The sequence below is a fragment of the Tianweitania sediminis genome, from assembly GCF_017813335.1.
Classification (GTDB): Bacteria; Pseudomonadota; Alphaproteobacteria; order Rhizobiales; family Rhizobiaceae; genus Tianweitania; species Tianweitania sediminis.
Genome location: NZ_JAGIYY010000003.1, coordinates 99,414 through 117,319, shown reverse-complemented (window position 1 = coordinate 117,319; position 17,906 = coordinate 99,414). Strand labels below are relative to the sequence as shown.

Below are 17,906 nucleotides of genomic sequence, written 5' to 3'. Positions count from 1 at the left end.
TCGATGCTGGACGCACGCGCCACGAAGGGCACCGTTCTTCTTTCAGCCGGTGGAACGGGAGGACACCTGTTCCCGGCGGAAGCGCTGGCGCACGAGATGACGGGGCGCGGCTGGACCGTGCACCTCGTGACCGACAATCGCGCCAATCGTTTTTCCGGCAGTTTTCCGGCCGCCGCCGTGCACCAGGTTTCGGCGTCCACCTTCGGTTCCCGCAACCCGCTTGCACTCAGCCGCGCCGTTTGGACGATCTGGCGCGGCTTTCGGGAATCCACAATCCTGATTAATCGCTTGAAGCCGAAGATCGTGATCGGCTTCGGCGGCTATCCCACGCTTCCGCCGCTCTACGCGGCCACTCGCCGCGGCGTGCCAACCCTCATCCACGAACAAAACGCGGTGATGGGGCGCGCCAACAAGGGGCTTGCTCCGCGCGTGACAGCGATCGCGGGCGGCTTTCTTCCCGAAGGTGGCGGCCCGCATGCGGCCAAGGTCTTTGCGACAGGAAATCCCGTCAGACCGGCGGTGCTCGAAGCCGCAGCACGCCCTTTCAACGCGCCATCGGCCGCCGAGCCTTTCCGCCTTCTGGTTTTTGGCGGAAGCCAGGGCGCCCAATTCTTCTCGCAAGCCATTCCGGCCGCGGTATCGCTTTTGCCTGCCCCACTTCGGGAGCGGCTTCGCATCGTTCAACAGGCCCGAGCTGAAGACGAAGCAGAGGTCCGCGCCCGCTATGCTGAACTTGGTCTGGCGGTCGAGGTCTCGCCCTTCTTTACCGACATGGCGCAGCGCATCGCTGATGCGCATCTCGTGATCTCCCGCTCCGGCGCTTCCACGGTTTCGGAGGTCGCGGTGATCGGCCGGCCGGCGATGTTCGTCCCTTATCCCTATGCGCTCGACCACGATCAGGCGGCGAACGCGGCTGCCCTGGCTGCATCCGGCGGAGCGGAAGTGCACCCACAGGCAACGCTGACGCCGCAGCGCATTGCCGATCTCCTTGCAAGTCGCATGGAAGACGCGGAAGGCCTCGCTAAGATGGCGGCTGCGGCGCGCCTGGCCGGCAAGCCAAACGCCGCCGGCTTGCTTGCCGATTTGGCAGAAGCTATTGCAGCCGGCCAGACGGTTGAACACATCAAGCAGGGAGGACGGCCATGAAGATGTCCAAGACGATCGGCCTCGTCCATTTCATCGGTATCGGCGGCATCGGCATGAGCGGCATTGCCGAAGTGCTGAAGAATCTCGGCTATGAGGTCCAGGGCTCGGATCAATCTGATGGCCCAAACCTGCAGCGTCTGCGCGACAAGGGCATCACCTGCTTCGTTGGCCATAAGGCGGAAAATCTCGGCAACGCCGAAGTGGTGGTGGTGTCCACCGCCATCAAGAAAACCAACCCGGAACTCATGGCGGCGCGCGAAAAGTCGCTGCCGATCGTGCGTCGTGCCGAGATGTTGGCGGAGCTGATGCGCTTCCGCCAGGCCGTGGCCATCGGCGGCACCCACGGCAAGACCACCACCACCTCGATGGTTGCGGCCCTTCTGGAGGCCGGCGGCCTTGATCCGACCGTCATCAACGGCGGAATCATCAACGCGCTCGGCACCAACGCGCGCATGGGCGAAGGCGACTGGATGGTGGTGGAAGCCGACGAAAGCGACGGCACGTTCCTTAAGCTGCCGGCCGAGATCGCCGTGGTGACCAACATCGACCCCGAACATCTCGATCACTATGGCAGCTTCGACCGCGTGCGCGCGGCGTTTCGCCAGTTCGTCGAGAATGTGCCGTTTTATGGCTTCGGCGTGATGTGCATCGATCATCCGGAAGTGCAGGCGCTGGTTGGCCGCATCGAGGATCGCCGTGTCGTCACCTACGGCGAAAACCCGCAGGCGGATGTGCGTTTTGCCAATCACCGCTTTGAAGGAGCGAAGTCCGTTTTCGACGTGGTGATCCGGGATCGCAAAACGGGCTCCACAGTCGAGATGACGGACCTCAGGCTACCGATGCCGGGTCGCCACAACGTGTCCAACGCGACCGCCGCCATTGCCGTCGCTTACGAGCTCGGCATCCGCGAAGCGGGCTTGCGCCGCGGATTGGAAGGGTTCAGCGGCGTCAAGCGTCGCTTTACGCACACCGGCAGCTGGAATGGCGTCGAGGTGTTCGACGATTACGGTCATCATCCCGTGGAAATCCGCGCCGTTCTCAAGGCTGCGCGCGAGTCCACCAGTGGCCGTGTGATCGCCATTGCGCAACCGCATCGCTTCACCCGGCTGCGCGACCTGTTTGACGAGTTCGCTTCCTGTTTCAACGATGCCGACACGGTGCTGCTCGCGCCGGTCTACGCGGCGGGCGAGGACCCGATCGACGGCATCAACTCGGAAACGCTAGCCTCTGCCGCGCGCGCCGCCGGCCATCGCGACGCCCGCTTCATTGAAGGGCCGCAGCTGATTTCGGGTGTGGTGCGCTCGGTTGCCAAGCCTGGCGATTATGTCGTGTTCCTCGGCGCCGGCAACATCACGCAATGGGCCTATGCCTTGCCCGGCGACCTCAGCGGTGGTGCGGTGGCTGCATGACGGCCGGCAGCGACCTGCTTGCGAAACTCGGTGACAGACTGTCTGGCCTGCGCGGCCGGCTGACGCCGGACTCGGCGATGGAAAAAATCACCTGGTTCCGCGCCGGTGGCCCCGCGGACGTCTTGTTTCAGCCGGCGGATGAAGAGGATCTTGCAGACTTCCTCAAGGCGGTGCCCGAAGAAGTCCCGGTGATGGTTGTGGGCATTGGCTCCAACCTTCTTGTGCGCGAAAATGGGGTTCGTGGCTTCGTGGTCCGCTTGTCGGCCAAGGGCTTCGGGACCGCCAACGCTCTTTCCGAAACGCAGATCGAAGCCGGTGCCGCCACGCCGGACAAGCACGTTTCAGGCGTCGCGTATGACGCCGGGATCGGCGGCTTCCACTTCTTCCACGGGATTCCCGGCAGCATCGGCGGCGCTTTGCGGATGAATGCGGGCGCCAATGGCTTTGAAACGCGCGAACGCGTGGTGGAAGTCCGCGCCCTGACGCGGAAGGGGGAGCGCCTCGTTCTCACCAACGAGGACATGGGATACGCCTACCGTCATTCTTCTGCGCCTAGGGATCTGATCTTCACGTCTGCCGTTTTGGAAGGCTTTCCGGACGATCGCGCCACGATCCGCGCAAACATGGACGCCGTGCGCGATCATCGCGAAAGCGTCCAGCCCATCCGCGAGAAGACCGGCGGCTCAACCTTCAAGAACCCGGAAGGAACGTCCGCCTGGAAGGAGATCGACAAGGCGGGCTGCCGAGGCTTGATGATTGGCGGCGCTCAAATGTCTCCCATGCATTGCAACTTCATGATCAATACTGGCAGCGCTTCGTCGTACGAGCTTGAATTGCTTGGCGAAACTGTTCGCGCGCGGGTGCTGGCCGCATCCGACATCAGGCTTGAATGGGAAATCAAGCGCGTGGGTGACTTCCGCCCGGGTCGTGAAGTGCAGGAGTTTCTGGGGCAGTTGCTCTAGACCTTTATTTGGTCGGTGCCACTGCGGCATCGGCCCATCACCTGAGTCTAAAATACCATAGTGACCGCGCAAAACCGCTCCAGCGGGTTTGGCCGCTTGTCACCTCTTCCTGCCTCTGATTCCTGAGTTCCTCAGCACGCATGATTTGCGCCCAAGGGCTGACAAAAGGTGCTGGCCGAACTGGCCCGCGCTATCACCCGCAAGGCTCAAGCCATGTTCGAGCGCTAGACAGAACCTGTAACGGCTGGGGCTTGGAATCGGATGGGGAAAAAGCATGTGGCGGTGCTGATGGGCGGGTTCTCGTCCGAGCGCCCCGTCAGCCTGTCGTCAGGCAAGGCATGCGCCGACCATCTGGAAGCCGAAGGCTACACCGTGACGCGTGTGGATGTCGGCAACGACGTCAGCCAGGTGCTTGCGGAACTCAAGCCTGATGTCGCCTTCAACGCCCTTCATGGTCCTTACGGCGAGGACGGAACGATCCAGGGCGTTCTCGAATATCTGCAGATCCCCTACACCCATTCGGGAGTGCTTTCGTCAGCTCTTGCTATGAACAAGGATCTGGCAAAGCGGGTGGCCAGCGCGCAGGGAATTCCTGTTGCCGAATCGCGCGTGATGAACCGCCTGTCCATCGGCAGCAAGCATCCCTTGAAGCCGCCTTACGTGGTGAAGCCGGTCAGTGAAGGGTCGAGCTTCGGCGTCGTGATCGTCAAGGAAGACCAGCCCTTTCCGCCGCAGCGGATCGGCGCGTCCGACTGGCCGTACGGTGATACGGTGATGGTTGAGCGCTACGTGTATGGCCGCGAGCTGACCTGCGCGGTGATGGGCGATGTGGCGCTCGGCGTGTGTGAGATCCTGCCGGTCGGCCACGCCTTCTACGATTATGATTCCAAATACGTCGCGGGCGGCTCCAAACACGAGGTTCCGGCAAAACTTTCATCGAATATTTACCAAACTGTACAGAAACTCGCCCTCAAGGCTCATCAAGCGATTGGGTGCCGGGGCGTGACCCGGTCGGACTTCCGCTACGACGATCGCTTCTCCGAAAACGGGGAAGTCGTCTGGTTGGAGATCAACACTCAACCCGGAATGACGCCGACATCGCTGGTGCCCGAAATTGCCGCTCAGGCAGGGCATTCCTTCGGCGACTTGTTGAGTTGGATGGTGGAGGACGCGTCGTGTTCGCGTTGAGGTCGGGTTTTCCTAACGGATCGCGCAGGAGCTTTCGTCCCGGCGAACAGTTTCACGAAAGCCTTGTTGTTCCGAGATTCCTTCGCCGCCCGATGCGTATGTTGTCGCGTCTGGAGGATGTTGAAGCCCGCATCCCGCGCTTTGCTGCGACGGGTCTCAGCGTTGCGCTTCTTGTTGCGTCCGGCATCTACGGCGGCATCGTCGGCGGGCATATGCCGGCCGTGATGCAGGCGGTTACCGCGCGCACGGGCTTCGCCGTCACCGACATTCGCGTCAGCGGCGATCATCAGACCTCCGAGATCGACGTGCTTGGCCAGTTGCAGTTGAGTGGCTGGACGGCGCTCGTCGGCTTCAGCGCCGACGCGGCGCGCGAGCGCCTGCTTGAACTGCCCTGGGTTGAAGCTGCGACCGTCCGCAAGATTTATCCGGACGCCATCGAAGTGGCGATTAGCGAACGCGTGCCGTTTGCGGTCTGGCAGCAGGGTAATGACCTCACGGTGATCCAGGCTGATGGTCGGCCGATTGCGCCTTTCGATGGTCGCAACGTCCGCGACTTGCCGCTGGTGATTGGGGCTGGCGCGCCGCAGAAGGCGGCCGCCTTCATGGCTGAACTCGCGGCCTACCCAAAGCTTGCCGGCGAGGTGAAGGCTATCAACCTCGTGGCCGAGCGCCGCTGGGATCTTTATCTCGCGAACGGCGTGCGCATCAAACTGCCGGAAAACGACTTTCACGGCGCCATCAAGGAGCTTCTGGCTCTTGATGCGGAGCAGGGCCTCCTGTCGCGCGACATTGCGGCAGTCGATCTGCGCTTCAAGGAGCGCTTCATTGTGCAGCTCACGCCAGGAGCCATGGAGCGCCGCGTCGCCCAGCTCGAGGCCGAAAAGAAGGCCGCCAAAAAAGCGGGTAAGCGGATATGAGCTGGCTGGGAACATCGTCTGATCATCCGGCCAAGCGCTCCGGCATCGTGTCGGTGCTGGACATTGGTTCGCACAAGATTTGCTGCATCATCGCCAAGCTGAAGCCATGCGAGGAAAGCCAGCTGCTGCGTGGGCGCACCCATCGCATTCAGGTCCTGGGCATCGGTCATCAAAGGTCGCGCGGCGTGAAGTCGGGCGTGATCGTCGATCTGGATCGTGCGGAGCAGGCGATCCGGTTGGCGGTCGACGCCGCTGAGCGCATGGCTGGCCTCACCATCGATTCGCTCATCGTCAACCTGTCCTCCGGGCGCCTGAAGAGCGAAGCTTCGGCGGCCACCGTCAATCTCGGCGGCCATGAAACCGATGATGCCGATGTCAAGCGCGTGCTTGAAGCGGGTGCCCGCCAGGCCCTGCGCCACGAGCGGCAGGTGGTGCATACGCTTCCAGTCGGCTTCTCCTTGGATACGGAGCGCGGCATCCAGGATCCGCGCGGCATGGTGGGCGACGTTCTTGGCGTCGACATGCATGTGCTGACGGCGGACGCTGCGCCGCTGCGTAACCTCGAACTCGCCATCAACCGGGCGCACCTGTCGGTGGAATGCCTTGTGGCAACGCCTTATGCCAGCGGCCTTTCGGCTCTTGTGGATGACGAGGGCGAGATGGGCGCTGCCTGCATCGACATCGGCGCGGGCACCACAACCATGTCCGTCTTCTTTGCGGGCAAGATGGTTTATGCCTCTTCAATCCCGATCGGCGGGGCACATGTCACCATGGACCTCGCCCGCGGCCTTTCCACGGCTATGGACGACGCGGAGCGCATGAAGGTCATGCATGGTTCCGCATTGCCGGCCAACGGCGACGACCGCGATCTCGTAACGGTTCAGCCGATCGGCAGCGGCGATGATGACGGCGGCATGCAGATCCCGCGTGCTGCCATGAACCGGATCATCCGTGCCCGTATCGAGGAAACACTGGAGATCGTGCGCGATCGGCTCACGCAGTCCGGCAGCAGCCACCTTGTCGGCAAGCGGGTGGTGCTGACGGGCGGTGGTGCTCAATTGCAGGGGCTGCCGGAATCAGCCCGGCGTGTTCTCGGCCGCAACGTGCGGATCGGTCGCCCCTTGGGCGTCGCCGGTCTGCCCGAAGCGGCGAAAGGGCCGGCCTTCGCAACGGCGGTCGGCCTGATGATCTACCCGCAAGTGGCCGACTTCGAGATCGGCCAGGTGCGGGGCGGTGTATCCCACCGGCTGACCGGAACCGGTGGACGGTTCAGTCGTGTGAGCCAGTGGTTGCGCAACAGTTTCTAGAGTTTGGCGGGGACTTCGGTCCCCATGTCAGCCGCGGCGGCGACGCGGCAGGAAAAGGCGAAAAGGACGACGAAAAATGACCATCAACCTTCAAAGGCCGGACATCACCGAGCTGAAGCCTCGCATCACCGTCTTTGGTGTTGGCGGCGGCGGCGGCAATGCGGTCAACAACATGATCACCGCCGGTCTGCGCGGTGTTGAATTCGTTGTGGCCAATACTGATGCGCAGGCGCTGACGATGTCGAAGGCCGAGCGCCTGATCCAGCTCGGCGCCAATGTCACCGAAGGTCTCGGTGCGGGATCGCAGCCGGAAGTTGGTCGCGCCGCAGCGGAAGAATGCATCGACGAGATCATCGATCATCTGTCGAACACCCATATGTGCTTTGTGACGGCTGGCATGGGCGGTGGCACGGGCACCGGTGCTGCTCCGGTTGTCGCGCGCGCAGCCCGTGAGAAGGGCATCCTCACCGTTGGCGTCGTCACCAAGCCGTTCCACTTCGAAGGCGGCCGCCGTATGAAAACGGCAGACCTCGGCATCGAGGAGCTGCAGAAGTCGGTCGACACGCTGATCGTCATTCCGAACCAGAACCTGTTCCGGATTGCCAACGACAAGACCACCTTCGCCGACGCCTTCTCCATGGCCGATCAGGTGCTGTATTCGGGCGTGGCCTGCATCACCGACCTGATGGTCAAGGAAGGCCTGATCAATCTCGACTTCGCCGACGTCCGTTCGGTGATGCGCGAGATGGGCAAGGCCATGATGGGCACCGGCGAAGCATCGGGCGAGGGTCGTGCGATGGCTGCCGCCGAAGCTGCGATTGCCAACCCGCTGCTCGACGAATCGTCGATGAAGGGCGCGAAGGGTCTCCTGATCTCCATCACCGGCGGTCGCGATCTCACCCTCTTCGAGGTGGACGAAGCGGCAACCCGCATCCGTGAAGAAGTCGACCAGGATGCCAACATCATTCTCGGCGCGACCTTCGACGAAGAACTGGAAGGCGTTATTCGCGTGTCGGTGGTGGCCACCGGCATCGACAAGGCTGCCAGCGACATCGCCGCGGCTCCGATCACCATCCGCCAGCCGATGAAGCCGGTGGCACAGAAGCCCGTTCAAGCGCAAAGCGGCGCTCCGGTGCAGCAGGCCCCGCAGTCGGCGGCCGAGCCGATGCGCGCTGCAATTGATCCGGTCACGGAAGCCCTGCGCATGGCGGAGATGCACCAGGAAGCGCAAATGGGCGCGGAGGCCGCCGCTCCGGCGGAGGACTTTCGCCCGGTAAGCAAGCTTTTCCCCGCTGCCGCGCAGCCTGAACAGCGTCCGATGCCCGTTCAGCAGCCTGTGCAGCAGGCACCTGTTCAAGCCGCGCCCATGCCGGTGCAGCAGGCGGCCCCTGCTGGCGTCCGGATGCCGCGGGTGGAAGACTTCCCACCGGTCGTGCGTGCGGAAATGGACCATGCCGCCCGCGCTGGCGAAGGTGAAGACCGCGGCCCGATGGGGCTCCTGAAGCGCCTCACCACCGGTTTGTCGCGTCGCGAAGAAGAGCCGGCACGCCTCCAGCCAGCCCAGCCGCGTGAACCACGGCTGCGGGAAGCCCAGCCGCAGCCGCGCGCAGCGAGCCAGGACCCATCGCTTTATGCGCCGCGTCGCGGGCAACTGGATGACCATGGCCGCGTCGCACCACAGCCGCGTGCCGCACAAGACGACGATCAGCTGGAGATCCCGGCTTTCCTGCGTCGCCAGGCAAACTGAACCGTCTCCAATGAACTGAAACAGGGCGATCCCACGCGGGTCGCCCTGTTTTCTGAAAAGCATGTGTTTACAATATGTTAAGACCTGAAGTTTCGGCCTTAGAGCCGTAACAAGGGGTAATGAAGCGTGATTTTGTCTGCGCGCGGACACAGCGTATCTTGCGGCCAAATCAGGGCAAGACGACCCACCTCGCGCCGCCCCAGGCGGATGCAGGGAACCGATAACGCCAAGCTGGACGAGTATATGGGCGCTGGAATTCTCGATTGCCAAACGACGCTGAAGGCGAGTGTTTCCCTCTCAGGCGTCGGGGTTCATACCGGCAAGCCCGTTTCGATCCAGTTCAGCCCGGCCGATGCCGACACGGGCGTTACGTTCCACGTTTCCAAGTCAGGCGAGCAAGCAGGCGAAATTAGGGCGCTGTTTTCGGAAGTTGGCGCCACCGACTTCTGCACCGTGCTCGGTAATCCAGCTGGCCTGCATGTTGCAACGGTTGAGCATGTGATGGCCGCGCTTTACGCGCTCGGCATCGACAATGTGCTGGTGGAGATGGATGGCACGGAAGCGCCGATCCTGGACGGCAGTGCCGCCGCCTTTGTTGACGCGTTCGATCAGGTCGGCCTGGAAAAGCAGCATGTGTCGCGTCGCTATATCCGGATCCTGAAGCCGGTGCGGGTGGAGCAGGGTGCCTCCTGGGCCGAGTTCAAGCCGTTTGCCGGCACTCAGTTCGAGGTGGAGATTGATTTCGCGGATGCCGCAATCGGTCGGCAGTCTTTTTCCGCGACGCTTGATGCGGATGTTTTTCGCCGTGACATCGCGCGGGCCCGCACCTTCGGCTTCATGAAGGACGTGGAGCGCTTGTGGGCAGCCGGCTATGCGCTGGGGTCTTCGCTGGAAAATTCGGTGGTGATCGGCGAAGACGGCCGGGTCATCAATCTCGAGGGCCTGCGCTATCCCAACGAATTCGTTCGCCACAAGATGCTTGATGCTATGGGCGACCTTGCCCTCGCGGGGGCGCGTTTCCTGGGTTCGTTTCGATCCTATCGCGGCGGACACAAGCTGAACGCCGCCGTTTTGCGGGCGCTGCTTTCCGATTCGTCGGCCTTCGAGATCGTGGAAACCACCCGACGCGAGCGCGGCCGTTCGATCGAGATGGTGGCGGTCAACGCCCCGGTGTTCGCGCCCTGGAGCCTGTGACCGGCGCTTGAAGGCGGGTTCCGGGTAGTTCAGGATCTCCGTTCCGCCACAAATTCGCAGCAATGCCTCCTGATAGCGTTGCCCCTCATGGGCGATGTGGTTTATGGGCGGGCTATTAGATCCGCGTCCCGCGCCTGGGCGTGGAGAGGGGTGAAGCGATGGCCGTTCATTCGATTGCTGAAATGTTGTTTCTGGCTCAGCGTATCCTGGTTCTTGCGGGCCTCGCAGCCGTGCCAATCGCGCTGAGTGCCTGTGCTTCCAACGATGACATCGACCTGGCGACCTATGTCGAACAGACCGAACCGGCGGACCAGCTGTACAACCAGGGTCTCGCGAACCTGAACTCCGGCCGCCTCAGCGAGGCTGCAAAGAAGTTCGACGCCGTCGACCGGCAGCACCCCTATTCGGAATATGCCCGCAAATCGATGGTGATGGGTGCATTCACCAATTACCGGCAGGGCCGCTACGAGGAAGCGATCAACGCGGGCAAGCGCTATGTCCAGCTTTACCCGTCCTCGGAAGATGCCGCTTACGCGCAGTATATCGTGGGCCTAAGCTACTTCCGTCAGATAAAGGACGTGACGCAGGACCAGAAGGAATCGCGTCGCGCCATCGAGGCAATGGAAGAGGTGACCCAGCGCTGGCCCGAGTCGGAATATGTCGAGGATGCCAACGCGAAGATCCGCTTTGCCCGCGACCAGCTCGCCGGGAAGGAAATGCAGGTGGGCCGCTATTATCTCGAGCGGCGTGAATATATCGCGGCTGCCAAGCGCTTCCGTTACGTGGTGGAGGTTTATTCCAACACCCGGCACGTCGAGGAAGCGCTGGCTCGCCTGACGGAAACCTATCTGGCGATGGGTCTCGCTTCGGAAGCGCAAACTGCGGCTGCCGTGCTCGGCCAGAATTATCCGGACAGCCAGTGGTACAAAGACTCCTACGCGTTGCTGCAGTCCGGCGGATTGGAGCCGCGGGAAAATACCGGCTCCTGGATTTCGCGGGCTGGAGCTTCGATCCTCGGCACCTGAGGCATCGCGGCGTCCCATGCTGACGCATCTTTCGATCCGCGACATTGTTCTGATTGAACGGCTGGAAATCGATTTGTCATCCGGCCTGTCGGTGCTGACCGGTGAAACCGGCGCCGGCAAGTCCATTCTGCTTGATTCGCTGTCGCTCGCCTTGGGCGCGCGGGGGGATGGCGCGCTGGTCCGGCAAGGCGCCCCCCAAGGTCAGGTGACGGCAAGCTTCGACCTGCCGATCAACCATCCGGCTCGTACCTTCCTTTCCGAGAATGCCATCGACGATGAAGGCGGTGAACTGATCCTGCGACGCGTGCAAACCGCGGATGGCCGGACGCGCGGCTTCGTCAACGACCAGCCTGTAAGCGCCGGCCTCTTGCGCCAGATCGGGCGCCATTTCGTTGAGATCCATGGCCAACATGACGAGCGGGCGCTTGTGGATCCGGCTGCTCACCGCACCATCCTCGATTCGTTCGGCGGGCATCTTGGCGAAACCGCAGCGGTGGGGCAGGCGTGGCAGGCCTGGAAAACGGCCGAGCAGGCGCTGCGGCAGCATCGTGCGCGAGTGGAAGCGGCCGAACGCGAGGGCGATTACCTCCGCAACGCGGTTTCAGAACTCGGCAAGCTCGACCCGCAACCGGGCGAGGAAAGCGATCTTGCCGCCAAGCGCACGGCGATGATGCAGGCCGAGAAGATCGCGTCCGAGATTGGGGATGCACAGGAAGTTCTGTCAGGCTCGACCTCCGCGGTACCGCAGCTATCAAGCCTTCTGCGTCGGCTGCAGCGCAAGGCACCGGAAGCGCCCGGCCTGCTGGACGAAATCATCACCAGCCTCGATGAAGCGCTTCTTTCGCTTGATGCCGCACAATCAAGCGTGGAAGCCGCGATGCGGGCCAGCGACTTCGACGCACGCGTCCTGGAACAAACCGAAGAACGTTTGTTCGCTTTGCGGGCGGCCGGTCGCAAGTTCAACGTACCCGTGGATGATCTGGCCAAGCTTCGCGACGGCATGATCGCGGATCTCGCAGATCTCGACACGGGGGCAGAACGGCTCGGCGCTTTGGAAACCGAAGCGCAGACGGCCCGCCAGATCTATGACAGCCGTGCAGCGCGACTCAGCGAGTTGCGCGAAGCGGCGGCGGAAGCCTTGGTGAAGGCGGTGATGGGCGAATTGCCGGCCTTGAAACTCGAACGCGCCGCCTTTCTGGTTGAACTGTCCACGGATCCCGAAACGCGCGGTGAAGATGGCAACGACCAGATCGAGTTTTGGGTGCGCACCAATCCCGGTACCCGCGCCGGCCCGATCATGAAAGTTGCCTCGGGAGGCGAGCTGTCGCGCTTCCTTCTTGCGCTGAAAGTCGCGCTGGCGGATCGCGGCTCCGCGCCGACGCTTGTCTTCGACGAGATCGATACGGGAGTCGGAGGTGCCGTGGCGGACGCGATCGGCCAGCGGCTCGCGCGTTTGGCCGAGCGCGTGCAGGTCCTGTCCGTGACGCATGCCCCGCAAGTGGCGGCGCGCGCCGGCGTCCATTACCTCATCACCAAGTCGGGTGCCGCCGACCGGGTGGCGACGGGCATTGCAGCCATCGACCGGGCACAACGCAAGGAAGAGATCGCCCGCATGCTGGCCGGCGCGACGATCACCGCCGAAGCACGCGCCGCCGCTGAGCGGCTTTTGGCGGAAACCTCCGAAACCTCCTGACAAGCGCTATCTTGAGCCGGATGCGCCAGCAAGGCATGGTCCGGGCGCGACAAGGATGAGGCGTGCCGGAATGGAAGTAGTCGACAGAGCCGTTTCCGAACTTACGGAAAAAGAGGCTGCGGAAGAACTGACGCGGCTCGCCGCCGAGATCGCCGAAAACGATCGGCGTTACCACGGTGAAGATGCACCGGTGATCAGCGATGCCGGATATGACGCGCTACGCCGCCGCAACCTCGCCATCGAGCAGCGCTTCCCGCAGCTGAAGCGCGAGGACTCACCGACGGATCGTGTCGGCTCCGCGGTTTCGGAGAAGTTCGCCAAGGTCACCCATGCCGTGCCGATGCTTTCGCTCGACAATGCGTTCTCCGATGAGGACGTGCATGATTTCGTCGCGCGAATCCGGCGCTTCCTGCGCCTTCCTGACGAGCCGATCGCCATCACGGCCGAACCGAAGATCGATGGCCTGTCCTTGTCGCTTCGCTACGAGGACGGGCGCCTTGTGACTGCGGCCACCCGCGGCGACGGTGCGGTTGGGGAGAATGTCACCGCCAATGCGCGCATCGTTCCGGATATTCCGAACGTCCTGCGTGGCAACCCGCCGGCTGTTCTGGAAGTGCGCGGCGAAATCTACATGAGCCATGCTGATTTCGCGGAGCTCAACCGGCGCATGGCCGAAAACGGCAAGTCGACCTTCGCCAATCCGCGCAATGCCGCTGCAGGTTCGCTGCGCCAGCTCGACCCGTCCGTTACCGCCAGCCGGCCCTTGCATTTTTTCGCCTATGCCTGGGGCGAAGTGAGTGACATGCCGGGCAGCACGCAAACGCAGATGGTGGAGCTGTTCCGTCAATACGGCTTTCCCACCAATCCCCTGATGCAGCGGCTTTCCAATCCTGAAGACATGCTGGCTCACTACCACAGCATCGAGGCGCAACGTTCTTCGCTCGGCTATGACATCGACGGCGTTGTTTACAAAGTGGATGACCTTGCGCTGCAAGCCCGTCTTGGCTTTGTGTCGCGCAGCCCCCGCTGGGCCATTGCGCACAAGTTTCCGGCAGAAAAGGCGCAAACCGTCCTGGAAGCCATCGACATCCAGGTCGGCCGCACCGGTGCATTGACGCCGGTGGCGCGGCTGCGGCCGGTCACTGTCGGCGGTGTTGTGGTCACCAACGCGACGCTCCACAACGAGGACTACATCCGCGGCATCGGCAATGATGGTCAGCCACTGCGGGACGGGCGCGATATCCGCGTCGGCGACACGGTGATCGTGCAGCGCGCGGGCGATGTTATCCCGCAGATCCTGGACGTGGTGGAAGACGCGCGCCCGGCAGGGTCGGAGCCCTACCGCTTTCCCGATCACTGCCCGGTTTGCGGCAGCCATGCGGTGCGCGAAGAAGGCGAGGCGGTGCGCCGCTGCACCGGCGGGCTTATCTGCGATGCGCAAGCTGTGGAGCGGCTGCGTCACTTCGTGTCGCGCACCGCCTTCGACATCGAGGGCTTTGGTGAAAAATATGCGCAACTGCTGCACGAAAAGGAGCTGGTTAGAACGCCAGCCGATATTTTCACGCTCCACAAACGCGTCGATGCCCTGAAGGCTGCGGTGCTGGAACAGCGCGAAAGCCATGCCTTGAAGCGGGAAGAAAGCACGGGCGCCAAGCGCAAGGGCGTGCGGGCAGAAGGCCAACGAACCTTCAAGGAAGTGGACAATCTGCTTGCCGCCATTGAGGATCGCCGTGAAATCGAGCTGACGCGCTTCATCTACGCGCTTGGGATTCAGCACGTTGGAGACACCAACGCGCGGCGCCTGGCGCGGCATTATCTGAGCTTCGAGGCGTTTTACAGTGCGGTTGGCGTGACAGAGGAGGACGCGAAGGCTGCTGCCGAACAAGAGCTCACCGCGATCAACGGGATCGGCACTGTCGTGGCGGAAGCGATCGTCGAGTTTTTCGCGGAAACGCACAACCGCGAAGCCGTGGATGCGCTGCTCGGGCAGGTGACGCCGCTTCCCGAGGTGCCGGTGGATACGTCCTCTTCGCCGGTGGCCAACAAGACGATCGTGTTTACAGGCTCCCTCGAGCGCATGTCTCGCGACGAGGCGAAGGCGATGGCGGAAAAGCTTGGTGCCAAGGTTTCGGGCTCGGTGTCCAAGAAAACGGACCTCGTTGTTGCGGGTCCTGGCGCGGGCTCCAAATTGAAGTCGGCAACCGATCTGGGGATCGAGGTCATCACGGAAGACCAGTGGTTCGAAAGGATCGGCCGCTAGGCCGTACCGCGCTCACAACTGGATCAACGGAATTCGTGTGACGGGCTGGACCTGCTCCCTTAAACGGGCCGCACGCGAGACAATTCGAGACTGAGCTTATGCCCAACCTACTTCCTGCCGTTGGCTGGAAAGCCGATCTTTGGCGCGGCGTGCAAACTGGCGTTCCAATTCTCCTCGCTTCGGCGCCGTTCGCGGTTCTTTTTGGCGCTATGTCCGTTGAAAACGGGCTGACGATTGCCGAAGCCACCTTGATGAGTGCGACCATCTTTGCTGGCGCAAGCCAGATGGTAGGCCTTGAGCTGTTCGGACACAGAGTAGCACCCTGGCTGATCGTGTTTTCGATCTTTGCGGTCAATTTCCGGCACGTGCTTTATTCGGCCGCGCTCGGGCAAAATGTGCCGCATTGGTCACCGGTCACAAAGGCAATCGCCTTCTTTTTCCTCGTGGATCCAGTGTTTGCAGAATCCGAGCGCCGCGTCGAGAACGGCCGGCCCGTGACGCTCGTTTGGTATATGGGTGTGGCGCTCCCGATGTATGGCGCCTGGATCCTGATGTCTTGGATTGGCGCTGAGTTCGGCAGCCGGGTCATGCCTGATGCTCACGCGATCGGGCTCGACTTCCTCCTGCCGCTCTACTTTTTGGGCCTCGTCATGGGCTTTCGCAACCGGCCGCGCTGGTTGCCCGTGGTGATCGTCAGCGCTGCCGCCTCGATCCTCGCCTACCGCTACATCGGCTCTCCGTGGCATGTGACGGTGGGCGCGATTGCCGGCGTTGTGCTGGCGGCCTGCTTGCCGCTTCGCGAAGAGCCAGCTGCACTTGCCGATGTGGAGCCCGCCACGACGTGACCGCCAATCTCTGGATCATCCTCTTCGGTGCGCTTGCGACCTACCTGACGCGCGTCGGCGGCCACATCGTCCTGTCCCAGTTCAGCAGGATCCATCCGCGGGTTCAGGCGGGGCTGGAGGCCGTCCCTGCCGCCGTTCTGACCACGCTCGTGGCGCCGGCCGCCATGATGGGCGGCCCTGCGGAATGGGCCGCGCTGGTCGTTGCAGCACTCGCCGGCACCCGCATGCCCATGTTTGTGGCCTTTGTTGCGGGCGCCATCACGCTCGCGGCCATGCGGAGCCTCGTCGGCTAGGCAGGCAGCGGCTCGGTTTGGGCCTCCAACCAAGCCAGCGTTTCGCCGCCCAGCATGGGGGCGATCTCCTTGCGAACCCGGGCATGATAGCTGTCGAGCCAGGCGCGTTCTTCGGGGGCGAGCAGGGCAGTGTCGATCAAGCGCCGGTCGAACGGGCACAGGGTCAGCGTTTCGAACGCATGCATCGGCAGGTCGCCCCCTTCGATCGCGGTCGCGTCTTCCACGACGATCAGGTTCTCCAGCCGAATGCCATAGGCGCCCGCCTTGTAGTAGCCGGGCTCGTTGGACAGGATCATACCTGGCAGAAGCTTCTCCGTTCCTGTTTTGGCGATCCGCTGCGGGCCTTCATGCACGGCCAGAAAGGAACCCACGCCGTGGCCCGTGCCATGCGCGTAATCCAGTCCGGCTTTCCAGTGATGCATGCGGGCAATGGCATCGATGTCGCACCCACGCGTTCCCACGGGGAAGCGCAGCATCGACAAGCCGATCAGCCCCTTTAGAACCAGGGTGTAGTGCCGCTTCATCTCGGCGGTAGGCGTGCCCAGAATTACCGTGCGCGTGATGTCGGTGGTGCCGTCCTGATACTGGCCGCCGGAATCCACGAGAAAAAGCTCATTTTCGCCAAGACGGCGGTTGGTCTTTCGTGTCACGCGGTAATGGATCACCGCGCCATTGGGACCAGCGCCCGAGATCGTGTCGAACGAGATGTCGCGCAATGGCATCTGCGCATCATCGCCGGCCTGGCGTCGGCAGGCTTCCAGCTGTTGCACGGCCTTGATCTCGTCGACACTGCCGGCGTCCTGCGCGTCCAGCCAGCAAAGAAAGTCCGCCATGGCCGCCCCATCGCGGCGGTGCGCAGCGCGACTGCCGGCGAGCTCGGTCTTGTTTTTCGTTGCGCGCGGCAGGCGAGCCGGGTCACTCAGCGCAACCATCTGGCCTCCGGCATCCTCGACAAGGAGCCGCAGCGCTTCAGCAGCCAGGCCGAAATCGAGCCCGACCGGTCCTTGCGACGCCGCAGCCCGGACGGCACCTTCCAGCAAGTCGGGTGATCGAAGATCCGCAAGCTGGGTGAGGTAGGCCTTCACCTCGATGTCGAGCTTGCGGTTGTCGACGAAGAGTTGCGGCCGCCCTTCGGCCGGGATGATGGCGAAAGCGAGCATCAGCGGCGTATGCGGGACATCGCTGCCACGGATGTTGAAAGCCCAGGCGACAGAAGAGGGGTCAGTGAGAACCGTTGCCGTCGCTCCGCTTTCCGCAACCCGCTCGGCAAGCAGCGGCAGCTTCTCCTTCGCCAGCATCCCGGCAAGACTTTCCGGCTGGATCGAAGCGGGTCCGAGCGGTGGTTGCGGCTGGTCTGCCCAAACGCGGTCTACCAGGTTGTCGACCGGCACAAGGGTGGCGCCTCGCTTTTCGGCAGCCGCGCGCAGCCCCTTCACCTCCGCAATTGTGTGTAGCCACGGATCGAAGGCGAGACGCGTGCTTGAGGTGAGATTGGCTGCCAGCCATTGGGCGGGCGGCAGATCCACCAGGCTCTCGTATTCGAAAAGAGCGGGGTCGGTTTGCTGCCGCACCTGAAGTGTGTAGCGGCCGTCCACGAAGAGGATCGCACACTCAAGGAGCACCAGCGCGGCACCCGCCGATCCGGTGAAGCCGGTGAGCCACTGCAGCCGCTCCGAGCGTGGCGCGACATATTCGCCCTGATGCTCATCCGCGCGCGGAACAAGAAAGCCGTCGACGCCCGCTTCCGCCATGGCTCGGCGCAGCGCGGCGACGCGCTCCGCCCCCTGACTTGGATCGGCCGAAGCTTCAAAGGTCTGGAACATCGCAATCCCCTCGCAAACGCGACCCGTCTAGCACGGCTTTGCCGATTGTGGTGGGTCTTGAAGCAGCGAGTTGTTGTGCGCTGCAAACTAGCATTGC

Annotated in this window: 14 protein-coding genes; 13 read left to right on the top strand and 1 reads right to left on the bottom strand. The window is 63.0% G+C overall.

Going from position 1 to position 17,906, the window contains the following annotated elements; all coding sequences use genetic code 11:
• Window positions 1-3 precede the first annotated feature (3 nt).
• From murG to J5Y06_RS11055, 13 genes are all read left to right on the top strand, one after another.
• On the top strand, window positions 4-1,146 hold the full coding sequence (gene murG, locus J5Y06_RS11115; protein ID WP_209335236.1) for an undecaprenyldiphospho-muramoylpentapeptide beta-N-acetylglucosaminyltransferase: 1,143 nt from the start codon (window positions 4-6) through the stop codon (window positions 1,144-1,146).
• Window positions 1,143-2,555: a UDP-N-acetylmuramate--L-alanine ligase gene (gene murC, locus J5Y06_RS11110; RefSeq protein WP_209335235.1), complete on the top strand. Its 1,413-nt coding sequence runs from the start codon at window positions 1,143-1,145 to the stop codon at window positions 2,553-2,555. The genes murG and murC overlap by 4 nt, the downstream gene beginning before the upstream one ends.
• Complete coding sequence (gene murB, locus J5Y06_RS11105; RefSeq protein ID WP_209335234.1) at window positions 2,552-3,517, top strand: UDP-N-acetylmuramate dehydrogenase; 966 nt, start codon at window positions 2,552-2,554, stop codon at window positions 3,515-3,517. Before murC ends, murB begins: the two co-directional genes overlap by 4 nt.
• Before the next feature lie 261 nt (window positions 3,518-3,778).
• On the top strand, window positions 3,779-4,705 hold the full coding sequence (locus J5Y06_RS11100; protein WP_209335233.1) for a D-alanine--D-alanine ligase: 927 nt from the start codon (window positions 3,779-3,781) through the stop codon (window positions 4,703-4,705).
• A 98-nt stretch (window positions 4,706-4,803) separates the two neighbouring features.
• Entirely contained in the window at window positions 4,804-5,622 is an 819-nt protein-coding gene (locus tag J5Y06_RS11095) for a cell division protein FtsQ/DivIB (protein ID WP_245247780.1), read from the top strand.
• Window positions 5,619-6,929, top strand: coding sequence for a cell division protein FtsA (gene ftsA / locus J5Y06_RS11090; RefSeq protein ID WP_209335231.1), 1,311 nt, complete (start codon window positions 5,619-5,621; stop codon window positions 6,927-6,929). The genes J5Y06_RS11095 and ftsA overlap by 4 nt, the downstream gene beginning before the upstream one ends.
• 76 nt (window positions 6,930-7,005) lie before the next feature.
• Complete coding sequence (ftsZ, locus tag J5Y06_RS11085; protein ID WP_209335230.1) at window positions 7,006-8,676, top strand: cell division protein FtsZ; 1,671 nt, start codon at window positions 7,006-7,008, stop codon at window positions 8,674-8,676.
• Between the two features lie 243 nt (window positions 8,677-8,919).
• Window positions 8,920-9,870, top strand: coding sequence for a UDP-3-O-acyl-N-acetylglucosamine deacetylase (gene lpxC / locus J5Y06_RS11080; RefSeq protein WP_209335540.1), 951 nt, complete (start codon window positions 8,920-8,922; stop codon window positions 9,868-9,870).
• A gap of 182 nt (window positions 9,871-10,052) precedes the next feature.
• Window positions 10,053-10,895 (top strand): outer membrane protein assembly factor BamD, encoded by an 843-nt coding sequence (locus J5Y06_RS11075; RefSeq protein WP_245247809.1) that lies wholly within the window; start codon window positions 10,053-10,055, stop codon window positions 10,893-10,895.
• 16 nt (window positions 10,896-10,911) lie between these two features.
• Complete coding sequence (gene recN, locus J5Y06_RS11070) at window positions 10,912-12,588, top strand: DNA repair protein RecN (protein ID WP_209335228.1); 1,677 nt, start codon at window positions 10,912-10,914, stop codon at window positions 12,586-12,588.
• 70 nt (window positions 12,589-12,658) lie between these two features.
• A complete protein-coding gene (ligA, locus tag J5Y06_RS11065) occupies window positions 12,659-14,848 on the top strand; it encodes an NAD-dependent DNA ligase LigA (RefSeq protein ID WP_209335227.1) in 2,190 nt (729 codons plus the stop codon).
• A gap of 98 nt (window positions 14,849-14,946) precedes the next feature.
• Window positions 14,947-15,693 carry an AzlC family ABC transporter permease gene (locus tag J5Y06_RS11060; protein ID WP_209335226.1) on the top strand — a complete coding sequence of 249 codons (747 nt, stop codon included), beginning with the start codon at window positions 14,947-14,949 and terminating at the stop codon, window positions 15,691-15,693.
• The gene (locus tag J5Y06_RS11055; protein WP_209335225.1) at window positions 15,690-15,986 is read left to right on the top strand and encodes an AzlD family protein; all 297 of its coding nucleotides are present in this window, start codon (window positions 15,690-15,692) and stop codon (window positions 15,984-15,986) included. Before J5Y06_RS11060 ends, J5Y06_RS11055 begins: the two co-directional genes overlap by 4 nt.
• Here the strand turns inward: J5Y06_RS11055 and J5Y06_RS11050 are convergent.
• Window positions 15,983-17,809, bottom strand: a complete 1,827-nt coding sequence (locus tag J5Y06_RS11050) for an aminopeptidase P family protein (RefSeq protein ID WP_209335224.1) — start codon at window positions 17,807-17,809, stop codon at window positions 15,983-15,985. The two genes, J5Y06_RS11055 and J5Y06_RS11050, sit on opposite strands and share 4 nt — an antisense overlap.
• Between the last annotated feature and the right edge of the window lie 97 nt (window positions 17,810-17,906).

What these genes read in the sequence shown, in the direction of transcription:
- ftsZ (WP_209335230.1), top strand. Translation starts at nt 7,006, where the DNA reads ATGACCATCAACCTTCAAAGGCCGGACATCACCGAGCTGAAGCCTCGC.
- ligA (WP_209335227.1), top strand. Translation starts at nt 12,659, where the DNA reads ATGGAAGTAGTCGACAGAGCCGTTTCCGAACTTACGGAAAAAGAGGCT.
- J5Y06_RS11060 (WP_209335226.1), top strand. Translation starts at nt 14,947, where the DNA reads ATGCCCAACCTACTTCCTGCCGTTGGCTGGAAAGCCGATCTTTGGCGC.
- J5Y06_RS11100 (WP_209335233.1), top strand. Translation starts at nt 3,779, where the DNA reads ATGGGGAAAAAGCATGTGGCGGTGCTGATGGGCGGGTTCTCGTCCGAG.
- ftsA (WP_209335231.1), top strand. Translation starts at nt 5,619, where the DNA reads ATGAGCTGGCTGGGAACATCGTCTGATCATCCGGCCAAGCGCTCCGGC.
- murG (WP_209335236.1), top strand. Translation starts at nt 4, where the DNA reads ATGCTGGACGCACGCGCCACGAAGGGCACCGTTCTTCTTTCAGCCGGT.
- recN (WP_209335228.1), top strand. Translation starts at nt 10,912, where the DNA reads ATGCTGACGCATCTTTCGATCCGCGACATTGTTCTGATTGAACGGCTG.
- J5Y06_RS11095 (WP_245247780.1), top strand. Translation starts at nt 4,804, where the DNA reads ATGTTGTCGCGTCTGGAGGATGTTGAAGCCCGCATCCCGCGCTTTGCT.
- murC (WP_209335235.1), top strand. Translation starts at nt 1,143, where the DNA reads ATGAAGATGTCCAAGACGATCGGCCTCGTCCATTTCATCGGTATCGGC.
- J5Y06_RS11050 (WP_209335224.1), bottom strand. Translation starts at nt 17,809, where the DNA reads ATGTTCCAGACCTTTGAAGCTTCGGCCGATCCAAGTCAGGGGGCGGAG.
- J5Y06_RS11075 (WP_245247809.1), top strand. Translation starts at nt 10,053, where the DNA reads ATGTTGTTTCTGGCTCAGCGTATCCTGGTTCTTGCGGGCCTCGCAGCC.
- lpxC (WP_209335540.1), top strand. Translation starts at nt 8,920, where the DNA reads ATGGGCGCTGGAATTCTCGATTGCCAAACGACGCTGAAGGCGAGTGTT.
- murB (WP_209335234.1), top strand. Translation starts at nt 2,552, where the DNA reads ATGACGGCCGGCAGCGACCTGCTTGCGAAACTCGGTGACAGACTGTCT.